General features: G+C 72.6%; 6 protein-coding genes. All 6 read left to right on the plus strand.

Features of this window, described 5'->3' with window-relative positions; translation table 11 throughout:
* The coding region (locus tag D7X55_RS07795) for a hypothetical protein (RefSeq protein WP_233609689.1) at window positions 1-1,961 on the plus strand (1,961 nt) is incomplete at its 5' end.
* Window positions 1,962-2,139: 178 nt separating this feature from the next.
* Window positions 2,140-5,985: a phage tail protein gene (locus D7X55_RS07800; protein ID WP_121722678.1), complete on the plus strand. Its 3,846-nt coding sequence runs from the start codon at window positions 2,140-2,142 to the stop codon at window positions 5,983-5,985.
* On the plus strand, window positions 5,982-13,589 hold the full coding sequence (locus D7X55_RS07805; RefSeq protein WP_147470047.1) for a right-handed parallel beta-helix repeat-containing protein: 7,608 nt from the start codon (window positions 5,982-5,984) through the stop codon (window positions 13,587-13,589). The genes D7X55_RS07800 and D7X55_RS07805 overlap by 4 nt, the downstream gene beginning before the upstream one ends.
* A gap of 12 nt (window positions 13,590-13,601) precedes the next feature.
* Complete coding sequence (locus D7X55_RS07810; RefSeq protein ID WP_121722680.1) at window positions 13,602-13,943, plus strand: hypothetical protein; 342 nt, start codon at window positions 13,602-13,604, stop codon at window positions 13,941-13,943.
* Window positions 13,943-14,152, plus strand: coding sequence for a hypothetical protein (locus D7X55_RS07815; RefSeq protein ID WP_120547732.1), 210 nt, complete (start codon window positions 13,943-13,945; stop codon window positions 14,150-14,152). Before D7X55_RS07810 ends, D7X55_RS07815 begins: the two co-directional genes overlap by 1 nt.
* The gene (locus D7X55_RS07820) at window positions 14,149-15,336 is read left to right on the plus strand and encodes a phage baseplate assembly protein V (RefSeq protein ID WP_121722681.1); all 1,188 of its coding nucleotides are present in this window, start codon (window positions 14,149-14,151) and stop codon (window positions 15,334-15,336) included. The genes D7X55_RS07815 and D7X55_RS07820 overlap by 4 nt, the downstream gene beginning before the upstream one ends.
* The last annotated feature ends 3 nt before the right edge of the window (window positions 15,337-15,339 follow it).

Consider the following 15,339-nt stretch of genomic DNA (forward strand, 5'->3'; position numbering starts at 1 on the left):
CGGGTGGAGGGACCGGTGCTCCCTCCAGTGAGGCGGGCGAGCCCGGGGCGCCCGCACCTTCGGGCGGCATCTTCGGGCCCGGCTCGGTAGTCGCGGGGCTTCAGGATCGCATCGAGGTGCAGCGCCATGGTCCGCTGGAGGAGCGGCGGGTGGCTCGCGCGAAGCAGGATGCTCGCAAGCTGGCGTCGCTGATGAAGACGCTGGACCTGGGCGGAGACGCAGCGTGCAAGAGCACGCTGGACGCGCTCTGCGAACAGCTGTGCGAGGCCCAGAAGGTCGTCGCGCAGGCGGTGCCTCCGCCGGGCCGCCCTGTCGGCGCGCTGTCCGAGTCGCAGGAGATCCTCGCCCGCCAGCTTCGGAATCTGCAGAAGCGGCAGGCGGAGGCCCTGGCCGCGCTGGAGGAGGCGCTGGCCCCCTGCGCGGACGAGGACCCCACCGTGCACGCGGTCCGGCTGGACCGGATGGTCACGTTCCTGGATGCCTTCGTGAACAGCCTCATCCAGGAGGCGCGGGATCAGCTGGTCCTCTTGAAGGGCAGCGAGGCGCTGAACCGGGCGGACCTCGCCTTTGGCGCGGAGGCGGGCGTGGCGCGTCCCCTGGGCGTGGCGGCGTCCGGCACGGACAGCCTCTATCTGCTGCCGTTGACGGATGCGTCCGGGCTCACGTCGCAGGAGCCTCCGGTGCGGCCAGGAGACTGGTTCGTGCTCGCCGAGGACGTGGAGCGGCTGGGCCCCGGCGGCGCGAAGGGCACGGAGCGGATCTACCGCGAGGCGCTGCGTGTGCTGCGCGTCCGATTGGAGGTTCCGCCCGGTCAGCGCACGCCGATGACGCAGGTGACGTTCCAGCCGCCGCTGTCGCGCGCGTACGCCTTGGACGGCGTGGTGCTGCTGGGCAACAACACGCTCGTCAGCGAGGGCTCCACGGTGGAGGAGGTCGCCGTGCCCGCGTGGGACTTGCGCACGGCGCCGCTGCTGCATGGGCCGGTGACGTGGCTGCGAGACCCGAGCCGCGCGGGAGGCCGCCGGCCGGAGGTGTCCCTGACGGTGGGGGGACGTGCGTGGCATCCGGTGGACTCGCTGCTGGATGCCGCTCCAGATGAGCTGGCCTTCGCGGTGGAGTCCCTACCGGCCGGTGCCGCGCGGCTGCGCTTCGGCGGCGAGGACCACGGTTCAGCGTTGCCCCTGGGCGCGGAGGTGCGGGTCCGCTACCGGGTGGGGCGGGGGACCGATGGGAACCGGGCCGCGCTGCGGCTGCTGGCAATGGCGACCCCGCATCCCTGCGTGGAGAAGACCTTCAATCCGCTGCCGCTGAGTGGTGGGACGGATCCGGAGGCACCCGGGCTGGCGCGCGTGCGGGGGCCCGCGACGGTGGGCGCGATGGACCGGGCGGTGTCGCTATCGGACGTGCTGGCGTTGACGCGGGTGTTCGACGGCGTGCACCGCGCGAACGTGTTCCGGGATGGCGTGCGTCGCCGTTCGTTGAAGGTGGTGGTGGCGGGGCCGGAGGGAACGGCACTGGGGACGTCCGACCTGGAGGCGCTGCACGCGCATCTGGCGGCGAGGGTCGCGCCGGGAGTGGAGCTGCACCTGACCAACCGGCAGCGCGTGGACGTACGGCTGCGGGTGCTGCTGCGCGTGGTGAAGGGCGCGGATCCGGTCGCGGTGCTCCAGGAGACGCGCCTGCGGCTGGGCGTGGACCGGGACCCGGAGCGCGAGCTGGGGCTGTTGGATCCGGACCGGGTGGAGCTGGGACAGGACCTGCAGTTGTCGGACGTCTACGGGGCGCTCGCGGGGATCAGCGGGCTGCGCTCGGTGGTGGTGCAGCGGCTGCATCGTGAAGGCACTCCGCCGTCCCTCTTCGAGCGCATCGCCACCGCTCCTGGAGAGCTGCTCGCATGGGCCCCGTCGTCCGGCGAAAGCGACGGCGTCGCGCTCACCTACGAGGAGGCCCAGGACCTATGAGCCCCGCGTCAATGCGCTTGGCCGGTCGTCGTCCCATGCCCTGGCGCGTCAGCCTTCGTGGCTGGGGGATGCCTCCGCTTCGGCTGGGCTTCGGAAACCTGTCCGACTGTCGGACAGGTTCTGGCCGTGTGGCGCCGGAGGGGGACGACAGCTGCTGCACCCGCGAGGTGCTGCGTCCATGAGTCTTCCTTCTCAACGGTTGATCCAGCTGCTGCCCGGCCTCTACTCGGCTCGGGATTCCACGATCGTGGACCAGCCGTTCCTCAAGCTGCTTGCCGTGCTGGGCATGGAGCTGGATGCGTTCGGCGGCGCGGTGGAACAGCTCTGGGATGATCACTTCGTGGAGCGCGCGGAGGCCCAGGCACTGCCGCTGCTCGCGGAACTCATGGGGGCTCGGTTGCTCACCGACGACCCTCGCGTGCAGCGTGGCGTGGTGGCTCGCGCGGTGGCGTGGCGCCGGCGGAAGGGCACGCTTGCGTCGCTGGAGGAGGTGCTCTCCGTCACCAGCCTCTGGGACGCGGAGGTGGATGAGTCCTTCCGCTCGCTGCTGGAGACCCAGGACCTCAATGACCTGCTGCCGTGGCGCGGTCGCAGCGCGGTGTTGTGGGATCCCATCGGCCTCGCGGATCCGCTCACCCGCCGCTCACCCGGCATCGAGCGTCCTCGTGACGGCGTCCCGGAGCGGACCCCGCTCATTGGCGTTGCTCCAGGAGAGACACTGGATCAGGCCCTGCGCCGGCTGGGGAGCGCGGATGCGGGCCGTGTCGCCGCTTCGCCTCGCACGCTGGACCTGCTCGGCTGGGCGCGTCCGGATGTCGCGCTCATCCGCACGGCTCGCCTGACGCCCGTGGAGTTGGAGGAGGTCGCTCCTTCCACCGTGCATGCCCTGCCCAACGGCTACCGGGGCTTTCGCGTGGATCCACTGGACCGCGATGGCCCCCTGGTCTGGCTCAAGTCGCTGGAGCGCGCGGACCTCACCGGTGGCCTCACCGCCCGCCATGAACCCGCGCCTCCGTCGCTTGTCACCGGACGCACGGCGGCGATGCTGCTCACCCCCACCTCGCTGGCGGAAGACGCCGATGCCGCTGAACGCGCGGGTGCCATCACCGTGTCCGTCGATGGCATTCCGTTGGTTGGACCGGAAGCCCTGCCGCTTCTTCGCGGGCCCCTGCCCACCGCGCCCGTGGGGCCCGCTCCCACGCTCCGGTTCGCGGACCGGGGCCGGCCTTCGCCTGGCGACTCGTGGCGGCTGACGCTGCTCGCTGCTCGGGAGAACTCGGACACGGTGCTGCTGTCCACGGAGCTGGTCGCGGATGCTCTGAACACCGTCACGGTCAGTCCCGAAGCGAACCAGCTCCTGGGCGGCACCACCGCGGCGCTGCTCGTTGAGCGATTGAGCGGCGAGCCGCGCCTTCGCGATGTGGACGGATCGTGGCGTACGCTCACCGTGGGCCTGCGCCAGGGACCGCCTCGCAGCAATGCCGTCCGCGTGGAGCTGGCGGGTGCGCCATGGGTCGCCCGCATCGAGCAACACCTCGCGGATGGCAGCCTGCGCCTGGCCCGCTTCGATGCGAGCGCCGACGGTGCACCCTGGCAGGTCGTGGAGCTGGGCGGCGCGCTGCCTCCGGATGGTCCGGGCATGTCCCTGGCTGTCGCCGGAGATTCGCTGTTGCTGGTGGCTCCGGACGGCACAGGGAAGCTCGGTGTGTGGTCGGTCACGGGCCTGGACACCGCGACGCCGACGGGAGCGCGGCTGGACACGTCGAGTCCTCGCCAGCCCGCCGCACGTCTGGCCCCCAGCCTTTGCGTGCGTGGCGGCCGGCTCTTCGTCTTCGGCGGTGACCTGGGCGGTGCTCCCACCGGAGACCTCTGGTCGCTGCCAGTTACGGGCGGGCCGTGGCGGCCCCATGCGGTTCGGAACCGTCAGGAGCGCAAGGCCGCGACGCTGCTGAGCACGCCGCAGGGACTGGTGCTCCTGGGGGGCGAGGCCGTGACCGGTGAGCTGGCCGTGCCGGTGATGTCCTGCGACCCGGCGTCCGCGAGTCCGGCGTGGCGTCCGCTGGCCCCACTGCCCATCGCCGCGAACCTGCCCGGCGTGCTCGTGGCGACGACCACCAGCGAGGGTGTGGAGGCGCTGGTCTGGGCGGACACGACGCGTCCGTGCCGGATGACGCTCAAAGCAGGTGAGGGCGCGTGGGTCGCGGGACCGCTGGAGTCCGCCGGGACGAACCCTCCGGTTCCGGGGGAAGCGCTGTACGCGGACGGACGCGTGCTCGTCGTGGAGCCTGCGCCGCTGCCCGCGTCGGAGGTTGTCTTCTCGCTGGGCGGGCGCGGCTATCTGGCCTTCCTGCCGGCGCTGGCGCTGCTTCCGGATGAACTCCTGCGCTTCAACGTCGCCAACGACGGCGCCGTGTTCATCGAGCCTCGCGAAGGCCAGCCTCTGCCGCTCGACTCCCGGCCCGGTGGCGCGTACCACTCGCGGGATGCCTCCGTCGCGGGTGGCGCCCGGCGCTATTCGGTGCCCGGGCGGCTGCGGCGCCATCCATTCAAGCTGCGTCAGCGAAGCCTGGGCCCGTGGACGGCGCTTGCTCCGAGCATCGCCTCCGGCATCGTCGCGGTGGATCCGCGCCTGGGCCGCGTCGTGCTCCAGGACGACGCGCCCGTGGGTCGTGTCACGGTCTCCACCCGGATAGGGCGGGGGGCCTCGATTGGCGCGGGACTGCTGCCTCCGGACCGCCGTCCTCCCGCCGCGTGGGCCGAGCCGGACTTCCCGTTCATCGACCCACCGGACCGACCTGGAGACCGCTCCAACACGGGCCTCCCTGTCACCGCGTGGATCTCCCCGGAGCGCGCGGGCGGAGTGCTGGCGGCTGGTGGTCAGGAGCGGCCCATCGTCTCGACCGTCGCACAAGGGATTCAATCCGGCGCGACTTCGGTGCAGGCGGCTGGTGCTCTGGCTCGGCCCGGTGGCTCGACTGTCGCGGGAAGACCCGATTCCGGAGTGCTGCCGGCTGAAGGCCAGGCGCGGCGCGGCCCCTTGGGCGTCACCGCCGGCGTGCCCCCACCGCAGACAGCAGGGGGCCCGGGGCAGCCCGTTGTCCCGAACATCGGAGAAGGGGCTCCCTCCATCTCGCCTCCGGTGCTGGGGATCATCGGTTCTCCGCGCCTGGCTCCGGAGCGCCTGTCCCAGGGGCTGGACGCGGGGCTGTCCCTCTTCGCCGCGGACACGGGCGCGGTGCCTTGCATCGGCGCGGATGAGCATGGCCTTTCGCTGGCGCTCTACCCGGGCTTCGGTGGCAGCTCGGCCACCCGCGTGTGGCTCGCGGGGCTTTGGCTCACGGGGCGGCTGGACCTGGTGCTCGCTCGGGGGCAGGCGGACCTGCGTTGGTGCAACCTGGGCGCTCCCGGACAGGTGGGCCTGTGGATGCCCGGCGGTGGGCACCAGGACATCAGCGCCCGGCGCTCCCTGCCTCCCGCCGACGTGGAGCTGCGCCTCTACGGCTGCATGGTGGGCATCATCGAGCTGCCACCCTGGGTGCACCTCATCGCCGCGGGCTGCACCTTCGACGCGGGAGACCGCGACGCCGTCGCCATCCGCGCGGCGGGCGCGAGCGTGCGCCTGCGGCACTGCACCGTGCTGGGCGCCATGGAGGCGGGCGTGCTGGAGGCGTCCTCCTGCGCCTTCGCGGGCGAGGTGCGCACGGACCGGCCGGACCTGGGCTGGCTGCGCTACTGCCTCCACGCTCGCGGCGGACAACCTCCGGTGTCGCACCAGTCGCGGGTGCACACCGTGTCCTTCCAGTCGAACCGGCAGACGGACCCGGGCTACCTCGTCCTGGCCGACAACAACGGCCCCGACGCGCTCCACGCCTCCGAGCGCGGCGGAGTCCCCGGCGCCCACGGCGAACGCTCCGACCACGAGCGCGAACTGTACGAGCGCACCGACGACAGCATGCCCATTGGCATCACGCCCTTCCACGCCGACCGCAGCCAGGACGACCTCATGCGGATGAGCCGACCATGACCGTGAAAGCGTACACCTCCAGATCCCGCTTCGACGAAGCGAGGCGATTCTCCGGCGTCTACCAGCAGATGGGGCGCATGAGCCTCGACGCCGACTGGAACGAGGAGGTGCGGCTGCGCACCGTGGACGCGCGCCGCCGCTCCGCCGACGTCGCCGAGGGCTCACCCGATGACGGCTTCCGTATCGTCGACACGTACCTCGTGGACCCCATCCGCAACGTGCTCGGCTGGACGGGGCAGGGACTGCCCGCGGACGACGAGCGCACCATCCCGCGCGAGCTGCGCCTGGACCGCTACGACACGGAGACGCTGCCCTTCGTGGTGCGCAGCCGGGGCCACATCGCGCTGCGCCGCACGCTGCCCGTGCCGTTGGACCTCACGGCCGTGTTGCGCTCGGACGGCACCCCCTTCACCGCCTCCGCGCTCGTCATCGGCCTGCGCTTCGAGCGGCCACCCACCGATGATGAGTTCATCGACCTGCGGGTGGTCGTCAGCGACACGGACGGCAACGAGACAGTCCTCCCCACCGGCCTGGGCCAGCGCCCCACGGGCTGGAACGACGTGCGCATCCCCGTCTCCGCGTTCGCGACCGTGGACCCGTCCAAGCTGCGCGCCTGGGGCGTGCTGGGCCTGCCTCCCGTGGCGCGCACATGGGTGAGCGCGCTGCGCGTGGAGGACGCGGCGCTGGGCGCGGATGTCGTCATCCGAGGCGGTGACGGGACGCTGCCGGGCGCGGGCCGCATGCTGCTCGACGGTGTGCGCGTCTTCCTGGAGCAGGACCTGCGCTACTCCGCGCAGCCGGACCTGCCAGAGGCACCTCCGCTGGCGGCGCTGCCCACGGACGGCTCCCGACATCACTTCCTCTTCCTCGACTGCTGGGAGCAGACCACCACCCAGTACGACGACACGTTCCTGGAGGAGCCCGCGCTGGACGGGCAGGACACCACCGTGCGCCTGCGGCTCGTCACCCAGGTGCGCGCGCTCCAGGGCCTGTCAGCCACCGACGCGGAAGACCTGCCCACGCCCACCAGCGGCGCGCGCCTCACCACCAACATCCCCCAGGGCGCGCTGCCGGACCGCTTCCCACCGGAGCCGGTGGATCCGTGCCGCGACCGCTGCCTGTCCACGCAGAACGCCTCCACGGGCGAGGGCTACACGGGCACCGACAACCTCCACTTCCGCGTGGAGTTCTTCCGGGGCGGCGCGCGGCCCGTGGTGCTGTGGTCGCGCGACAACGGCTCCACGGTGCTGCCCCTCACCGCGCCCGCGGCGGCGGATGCGATGACGCTCCAGGTCTCCCCCGCGAGCGCCGCGAAGCTTCGCGCGGGAGACCTCGTCGTCATCGAGGACCGCGTCACCCGGCTCCAGCCGGAGGGCCCATCCCTGCCAGTGCTGCGCAGGCTGCGAGGCGTCCAGACGGACACAGGCAAGCTGGAGCTGGCGGACGCGAGCGCCGTGCTCACCACCGACCCCGTGCCCCTGCCCGTGGGCGGCACGCTGGGCCGGGCCTTCAGCCCCGAGCAGGGCGCGGTGGTGCGGCGCTGGGACGGCGGCGATCTGCTGGTGCCCAACGTCCGCTACCGCTTCGACGACGGCATCACGCTGGCCTTCGCCAACACGGAAGGCCGCGCGACGGAATACTGGTCCTTCACCGTGCGGGTGCGCGCGGCGGACGGCGCGGCTCGCGGCGAGGTGGAGCAGCTCACGGACGCGCCCGTGCACGGGCCCGTGCACCACTGCGTGCCACTGGCCCGCGTGACCGGCGGAGCCGTACGCGCGTTCGAGGACCTGCGTCCGCGCTACCTGCCGCTCGCCCAGGTGCGCGACCGGCTGGTGGAGCTCTCCGAGCGCGTCATCGGCCCGGGCGTCTTCACGGTGGTGGTGGGCGACGGCGTGCGCAGCTTCGGCGACGTGGACCAGGACCTGCTCGAAGGCATCACCGGCGACGAGGCGCTTCAAGCCGCGGTGGACAGCCTGGGCGGGCAGGGCGGCTCCATCTTCGTGCGCGCCGGCCGCTACAAGCTGGAGCACCCGGTGCTCCTGCGCAACCTGTCCTCCGTGCACCTCCTGGGCGACGGCGAGGCCACGGAGCTGCGCACCCAGGGCTCCGGCGGCGCCTTCTTCGTGGACCGCTGCGGCCTGGACGGAGACCTGCGCATCGAGGACTTCAAACTCGTGGAGGCCCCCTTCGAGGACGTGGTCATCGGCGGCGGTCTCCAGCCCACGGTGAAGGCCGTGAAGAAGAGCGTGGCCATGACGAACGGCCAGCGCTTCGTGCCGCTGGTGGAGGTGGACGACGACCGCGTGCTGGAAGAGGACGACGTGAAGCACCCGTCCGCCGAAGCCGACTTCGTGGACGTCGTCACCAACCGCATCAAGATCCTCGTCCCCGGTCAGGGCCGCGCGGCGGGCTCCGTGGTGGCCACGCTGGTGCAACTGCGCAAGCTGCAACGCCAGCACCCGGGCCAGCCCCTGGAGGACGTGCCGGAGGCGAAGCCGCTGCTGGACGCGCTGGCGACGCTGCCTCACGGCGTGGTGACGCTGGCGGACTCCAGCGGCGTGACGCTGCGCCGCTGCCTCATCCAGGCGAACCAGGCCGGCTCGGAAGCGACGGGCGTGCTGGTGACGGGCACGTGCGCGCGCATCGTCATCGATGAGAACCGCGTCGGCGCGGCCACGGGCATCGCGGTGGCGCCATACGCCCCGTACCTCGCGGAGCGCTTCCTCGCGGCCTTCCCTCGCGCGGGCCTCTTCGTGGACTCGCTGGCCATCACCAACAACCGCCTCCAGCCGCTGGGAGACGCGACCACCGGCATCCACGTCGCGGATGGAAGGCTGGCGGGCGTGGAGGTGCGCGGCAACCGCATCCAGGGCTTCCACGTGGGCATCCTGGTGCAGGACCTGGCGGAAGGGGGACTCGCGGGGCCGGTGGACCGCGTGGTGGTGGCGGACAATCAAATCCTCGGCTGCGCGGCCGTGGGCATCCAGGTCGCGGGCGACGGCGTGGACGTCGTGGGGAACGAGATCCGCAACGCCGCGTCGGACGGCCTGTTCCAGGTGGGCATCCAGCTGGCGGGTAGGGCGCTGCGCGTGCGCGAGTCGTGGATCTCCCTGCCGGCCGTGCCCGCCGCGTCGGTGCTGGGCGTGGTGGCGGGCATCGTCGTGGGGGACGGCCTGGATGACGGCGCATCCAACGGCCGTCCCGCCTCGGACGTGGAGGTGGTGGACAACCGCATCGAAGGCGACGGCGAGTCCACGCCGGGCTTCGGCATCCTGCTGGGCGGCCCCCAGCCCGTCTTCGACGTGCGCATCCGGGGCAACGTGGTGCGCGCGCTGGGGGACGCGGCCGTGCGCGTCTGGGGCACGGGCGGCGCGGTGGGGCGCCTGCGCGTGGAGGAGAACCGCTTCGAACAGGTGGCGCTCGCGGACGTGCCGTCGCAGGAGGACACCACGCAGGCGCTGTCCCTCCTGGACCCGGGCCTGGAGGCCGTATTGAGCGCGGACGCGCGGGCCCGGCCCCGGCCGCTGGTGGAGGCGCTGCTCGCCAACGCCACGACCCGCGTGCGCGCTCCCCTGGACGCGGCGCTGCGCTGGTTGGAGCGGCTGACGCTCCGGGGCGCGGTGGTGCTCGCGGGCGTGGACGAGGCGCAGGTGCGCGGCAACCGGCTGCTCCAGGTGGGACGCACGGACGCCTACGCCGCGCCTGGCCTCCCGGACGCGGAGGTGCGCGCGGCGGGCATCGCCGTCGTATCTGGCTCCGGCATCACCGTGGAGGACAACGAGGTGGACGGTGTCCACGCGCCGGTGGCGCGGACCCAGCCGCAGCCGCCGCCAGGGCCGGTGAAGCTGCCTCCCATCACAGTGGTGCTACAGCAACTCAGTGTCACCAGCACCACCGTCCGCCCGGAGCGCGCGGACGTGCACGGCGCCGTGGTGGGCATGTACGCCACGGTGTTGCGGTACACGGGCGCGAACGTGGACGGACGCCAGAAGATCGGCCGGGGCCTGTACGGCCCGCTCGATACCGTGGTGACGGAGCTGGGGGACGTGGGGACCGTGCCCGACTCCATCCTCAGCGCCCTGGCGAACGACGTGGCGGAGCTGCGCACCGCCCAGGGCTTCAATGACCACACCCAGACCTCGCACGCGGTGCGCTCATCGCTGGCTCGCGCGTCCAGCTTCACCGCGCCGGACCCCGTGTCCCAGCAGGCGTGGGACATGGTGGCGCAGTTCGACCTGGCCACCGTGTCCGGCAAGGCGGCCGTGGCAAGCGTGGCGGACCGCATCAAGGGCGCCTTCGACTCGCTGGTGCAGGGGCTGCCCTCCGACACGCAGGACGGTCTGCTCAAGGCCCTGGCCCGCGTGCAGGGCGGACCGGACAACCTGACCGCGCTCGTCACCCTGGCCGCGGCGTTGAGCCAGGTGGCCCAGCTGCGCGAGGCGCAGGCGCAGCGCGCGCGGCTGCCCGTCATCGGCCAGGCGGTGGGGCCCAAGAAGACCATCATCGGCACCTTCGCCCAGGCCGCGCTGCAACAGCTGCCGCTCCAGCCGGGCACCCGGGGCGCGAAGGCCAACACGGACGTGCTCGTGCAGCTGCGCCAGTCCAAGGATGCCCTGACGGATCAGCTCCAGCAGCTCAACCCCGCGCTGGCCACGCAGGTGGAGGCGGATTACCGCGACGTGGAGCGCACCGGAGGCCAGGTGCAGCCGGTGGTGGACCGCATGCGCGCCACGCTCCAGCAGGTGCTGGGCTTCACCACCGGCGTCCTGCCCCCGACGGACGTCGCGCCGGAGGACGGCGAGCGCATCGCGGCGCAGGGGCTCACCGCCACCATTGGCCTGTACGCCACGAACCTGGACCGGCAGGCGGCGGGCCTCGTCGCCGAGTCCGAGGACACGGTGGAGAAGCAGCTGCGCGCCTTCGGCACCGCGGTGGGGCAGCTGGGCGAACTGGTGAGCGGCGACGCGGAGCTGTCCACGCTCTCGTTGCAGGCGCACCAGGCGGTGCTCAACGCCATCGCCCAGCCGCAGCAACGCATGGAGCAGGTGGCCATCGCGCGAGGACTCCTGGACCGCATCCGCGTGCAGACGCTGGACGTGCTCCCGGTGCCCATCCCCCTGCCGCCGGTGCCGGTGAAGGCGGAGCCGCTGGAGCGCTGGGTCTCCGCCCTGGGCGCGCTGGTGCTGGCGGTGCGCGGCCTGGCGCCGGGGCCGGTGCTCAAAGGCTCCCTGCAGCTCTACCTCTCCCAGTACGACCGCGTGCTGGACATCGTGGGCATCCAGGGGAAGTTCCGCACGCTGGCGCTCCAGCGCGTGAGCGACGCCATCACCGCGCTCACCAGCGGCAACGGCGGCGCGCCCGCGAGCCAGGCCCTGCACCTGCTGGTGGACGAGCCCGCCACCACCGCCGCGGAGGCCGTCCTCAAGTCCAGCGCGGTGACGGCGGAGCTGGACGCCGCCGCGGTCCTGCTGCGCGTCGCGGAGCAGGCCCTGGACCCGGCCGAGGACGATGCGTCGCGCGTCGCCCGGCTCCAGGAGTACCTGCGCCAGCGCGCGGACAAGGTCTCCGCGTCGCTCGTCGCCGTCGTCACCGGCATGCCGAAGCTGGACGGCATCCTGGACGTGCTGCGCAAGTCGCTGGAGCAGCTGGCGCGCGGCGAGGCCCCGGACCCCGGCGACCTCGTGGACCCCGTCTTCGACACCTTCCCATCGCCCGCGGACGGCCTGTTCGTGTCGGGCGTGCAGGGCCGCGTGCGGCTCTCGGGCAACACCGTGCGGGACACCGTCACGGGCATCACCGCCCTGGGGGCCGCGGGGCACCTGCTGACGGAGGCGCCCACCGACCCGGGCTCGCTGCTGGACGTGGAGGGCAACCGGCTGGAGGGCTGCGCCGTGGCGGGGCTGCGGCTCCTGCCGGACCTGTCCGTGACGGTGGTCTCCGGCAACCACCTCTTCGCGTGCGCGGGGCTGCCCACCGCGGGCGAGCCCGGCCTGGGCCAGGCGGTGGCCACCTTCGTGGGCTCCGGCGAGCTGGTGGTGAAGGGCAACGTCTTCCTGGAGAGCGGCAACGCGCTGCCGCAGGCGGTGCTCCACGAGGTGGCCATCGACTGGCGAGGCGAGACGGTGGTGCGAGGCAACACCGTGCGGCACGCGGGCGGGGGAGGCGGCGGCGCGGGCGTCCTCGTCGTCACGGACACGCTGCCCGTGGACCTGGTGGCGAAGCTGTCGCGCGTGCCGTTCCTCGCCACGGATCCGGTGCCCAAGCCGGGCACGGACGGCCGCAGTCTCTCAGGCAGGCCCACGCCGTCCGCCATCGCCACGCTCGCGCCGGTGCCTCGCGTGGAGGACCTGGTGCAGCTGGGCTCCCTGAAGCAGAAGTTCGCGACGGGGCCGGTGCTCAACCGCGCGCTCACGGTGACGGCCGCGGACTTCCCGCCCTCCGTGAGCGCCAGCGCGGCGGCCTCGCGCTACCTCACGGCGTCGGCGGCGCTGCCGCGGCCCCCGCTGGTGGACTTCCTGGGCAGGCCCATCCCCATCCTCCCGCGCCCCGTGGTGAAGGCGACGCGCGGCGTGCAGGTGGAGGGCAACGACGTCACCGCGCGCGGGCCCGCGCTGCTGCTGTTGGGCAACGGCGGCGCGGTCATCTCCGTCGCCATCTCCGGCAACGAGCTGCGCAGCGAGGGCGGCGTGGGCGCGGTGTACCTGCGACGCGCGGACTCCACCGTGTTCAGCGGCAACCGGTGCCAGTGCCTGGACGCGGTCAACGTCGTCGTCCTGCGCGTGGAGCGGGCGCCCGTGACGTTCACCGGCAACGTGGTGCTGGGCGCGGAGACGGTGACGCCGCCCCGGCCGGTGCTGCGCCCCCAGTGGACGATGCCCGCGGACAAGCTGACGCTCCAGATTCCCGTGGGCGGAGGCTCCACCCTGGGCGTGCCCCTGGACCAGCAGCTGCTGCTGGGCGGCCTCCAGCGCCGGCGCGACGTGGCGAGCGACGCCTTCTCCACGCTGCTCGCGGAGCTCGTCACCCAACCGGTGCCCCTCCCGCCCCAGGTGGGCATCCCCTCCAAGAGCGTGCTGGACGCCCCCACGATGCAGGATGTCCGCTCGAAGCTGCCCGCGAGCCTGGACGTGAACATCGCGGCACGGACGCTCTACGGCATCGCGGTGACGAAGGACGACTCACCCACGAGCGCCCTGCGGGACCTGGTGGACCGCGTCGCCATGCACGCGGACAGGCCCGAGGACGTGCAGGGCCAGGTGCGCTCCGTGCTCGCCGCGGCGGAGGGCGACCCGAAGAAGGCCCTCCAGCTGGTGGACAAGAGCGTGCTCGGCATCGACTCGGCGGCGGCCACGGTGAAGGAGAGCATCCTCAACGTCTCCGTGCTGCACGAGGTGCTGGCGGATTCGTTCTACACGGGCACCACCTCCGGCCCCAAGCCGGTGCAGGACGCGGGCATCGTGCCCCTCCCGCCGGAGCCGCCGCCGGATCCGTATGCCCACTCCGTCATCATCCTGGGCGGCTCGCGCGTGGCGGCCGTGGGCAACGCGACGACCTCCGGCGTGCACGTCCAGGAAGCCGACGCCGTGGTGGAGCTCAACCCGTAACGAGGACACCCCATGCCCGACCCCTTCGCCCTCAGCGGCCGCGTCGCCCTCCAGCGCACGTCGCTGCCCGAAGTGACCCTCTCCGCCACGCCGGACGCGTCCGACGCGAAGGCCGCGGCGCTGGAGAACCTGGCCGGCACGCGCGCGAAGCTGGACGTGGACGCCGCGGTGCTCCAGGCCCTGGACGTGCGCATCTCCCGCCTGCCGCCAGGGCCCGCCGTGCCCGTGACGCTCCAGGACCTGGTGCGCGCCGCGCGCCGCAGGCTCGCCTCCGAGCGCCAGCGCGACGTGGGCCTCTGGGTGGACACGCGCGCGAAGCTGGCCACGCGGCTGACGCAGAAGCTGGAGGAGTGATGCGCAAGCTGCTCGAAGCCAGCATGGGGCAGCGCTGCTACCTCTTCACCACGCTGGGCCACGTGTACGTGGGCCTGGTGGTGGAGCTCATCGACGACGTCGTCCACCTCACCGGGCCGGACGGCGCCACACCCGTCTACATCAACCTGTCGGACGTCTCCGGCGTGCGTCAGTACGACGAGGAAGACGACCTGGGGAGCGCGCGATGATTGAACACCTGCTGCAGCAGCTCATCGAACGCACGGAGAACCGCTACTTCGGCAAGTACCGGGGCTATGTCACCAACGTGTCGGATCCGCTCAACCTGGGGCGCATCCAGTGCGTGGTGCCGCGCCTGATGGGGGACGTGGCCACCGGCTGGGCCATGCCGTGCACGCCGTACGCGGGGCCGGACCAGGGCCTCTTCGTGGTGCCGGACGTGGGCGCGGGCGTCTGGGTGGAGTTCGAGGGCGGAGACCTGTCCCAGCCCATCTGGAGCGGCATGTGGTGGGGGCAGCCGGCGCTCGCGGACCTGGGCCAGCCGGACTCCACCGCGCGCGTGGCCCCGGACACCAGCGAGGTTCCCAAGCACGACTACCCGCCCCAGTCCGCGGTGCCGGGCGTGCGGATGCTCAAGTCCGCCACGGGCCACTACATCGTCCTGGATGACCGGCCGGACTCCGCGCGCGTGGAGATCCACGACCGGCAGGGCAACCGCGTCATCCTCTCCTCGGAAGGGTTGGACCGGCTCATCAGCAACGAGCGCACGGTGAACGAGGGCAACCGCTCCGCGGAGGTGGACGGCGACGACCGCCTGGAGGTCGCGGGCAAGCAGGACGAGACGGTGGACGGCGACCACACCCGCGACGTGGGCGGGAACGTGTCCCTGCATGTGACGGGGTCGCTGACGGAGAAGGTGGACGTGGCGGGGTACTCGCGCAAGGTGGGGGACAGCGGCCTGAAGGAGATCGTGGGCGGCCCGCGCGAGGACCGCATCCAGGGCAGCCACACGCGCATCATCTCCGGCGCGTCGCAGGAGACGGCGGTGGGCGGCTATGGCCTCACGTCCGGTGGCAACGTGAACCTGGCCGCGGGCAAGGCGGTGAAGGTGGCCGCGGCGATGCCGGACCTGCCGGGCCCCTCCCTCAACGCGGTCTCCATCGACGCGCTGGCGGGCAACGTGTCCATCAACACGATGCTGGGCGTGTGCCAGGTGGGCGGCCTCTCCGCCATCTCGCCCATGGTGCTGGGGGACGGGCTGGCCATCCACTTCACGATGCTGGCGCAGATCCTCAAGGCGGTGAACCCGATGACGGTGGCCGCGTACGGGCCGCTGCTGGACGTCTGGGCCTCGATGACGCCGATGCTGGACTGGTCCTACTTCGGCTTCGTCAAGCGCATGCCGGTGGGGTGACGC

The sequence above is a fragment of the Corallococcus sp. AB049A genome, from assembly GCF_003668885.1.
Taxonomy (GTDB): domain Bacteria; phylum Myxococcota; class Myxococcia; order Myxococcales; family Myxococcaceae; genus Corallococcus; species Corallococcus interemptor.

Bases quoted from the DNA above. Each gene is read 5' to 3' on its own strand.
- D7X55_RS07815 (WP_120547732.1), top strand. From the start codon at position 13,943: ATGCGCAAGCTGCTCGAAGCCAGCATGGGGCAGCGCTGCTACCTCTTC.
- D7X55_RS07800 (WP_121722678.1), top strand. From the start codon at position 2,140: ATGAGTCTTCCTTCTCAACGGTTGATCCAGCTGCTGCCCGGCCTCTAC.
- D7X55_RS07810 (WP_121722680.1), top strand. From the start codon at position 13,602: ATGCCCGACCCCTTCGCCCTCAGCGGCCGCGTCGCCCTCCAGCGCACG.
- D7X55_RS07820 (WP_121722681.1), top strand. From the start codon at position 14,149: ATGATTGAACACCTGCTGCAGCAGCTCATCGAACGCACGGAGAACCGC.
- D7X55_RS07805 (WP_147470047.1), top strand. From the start codon at position 5,982: ATGACCGTGAAAGCGTACACCTCCAGATCCCGCTTCGACGAAGCGAGG.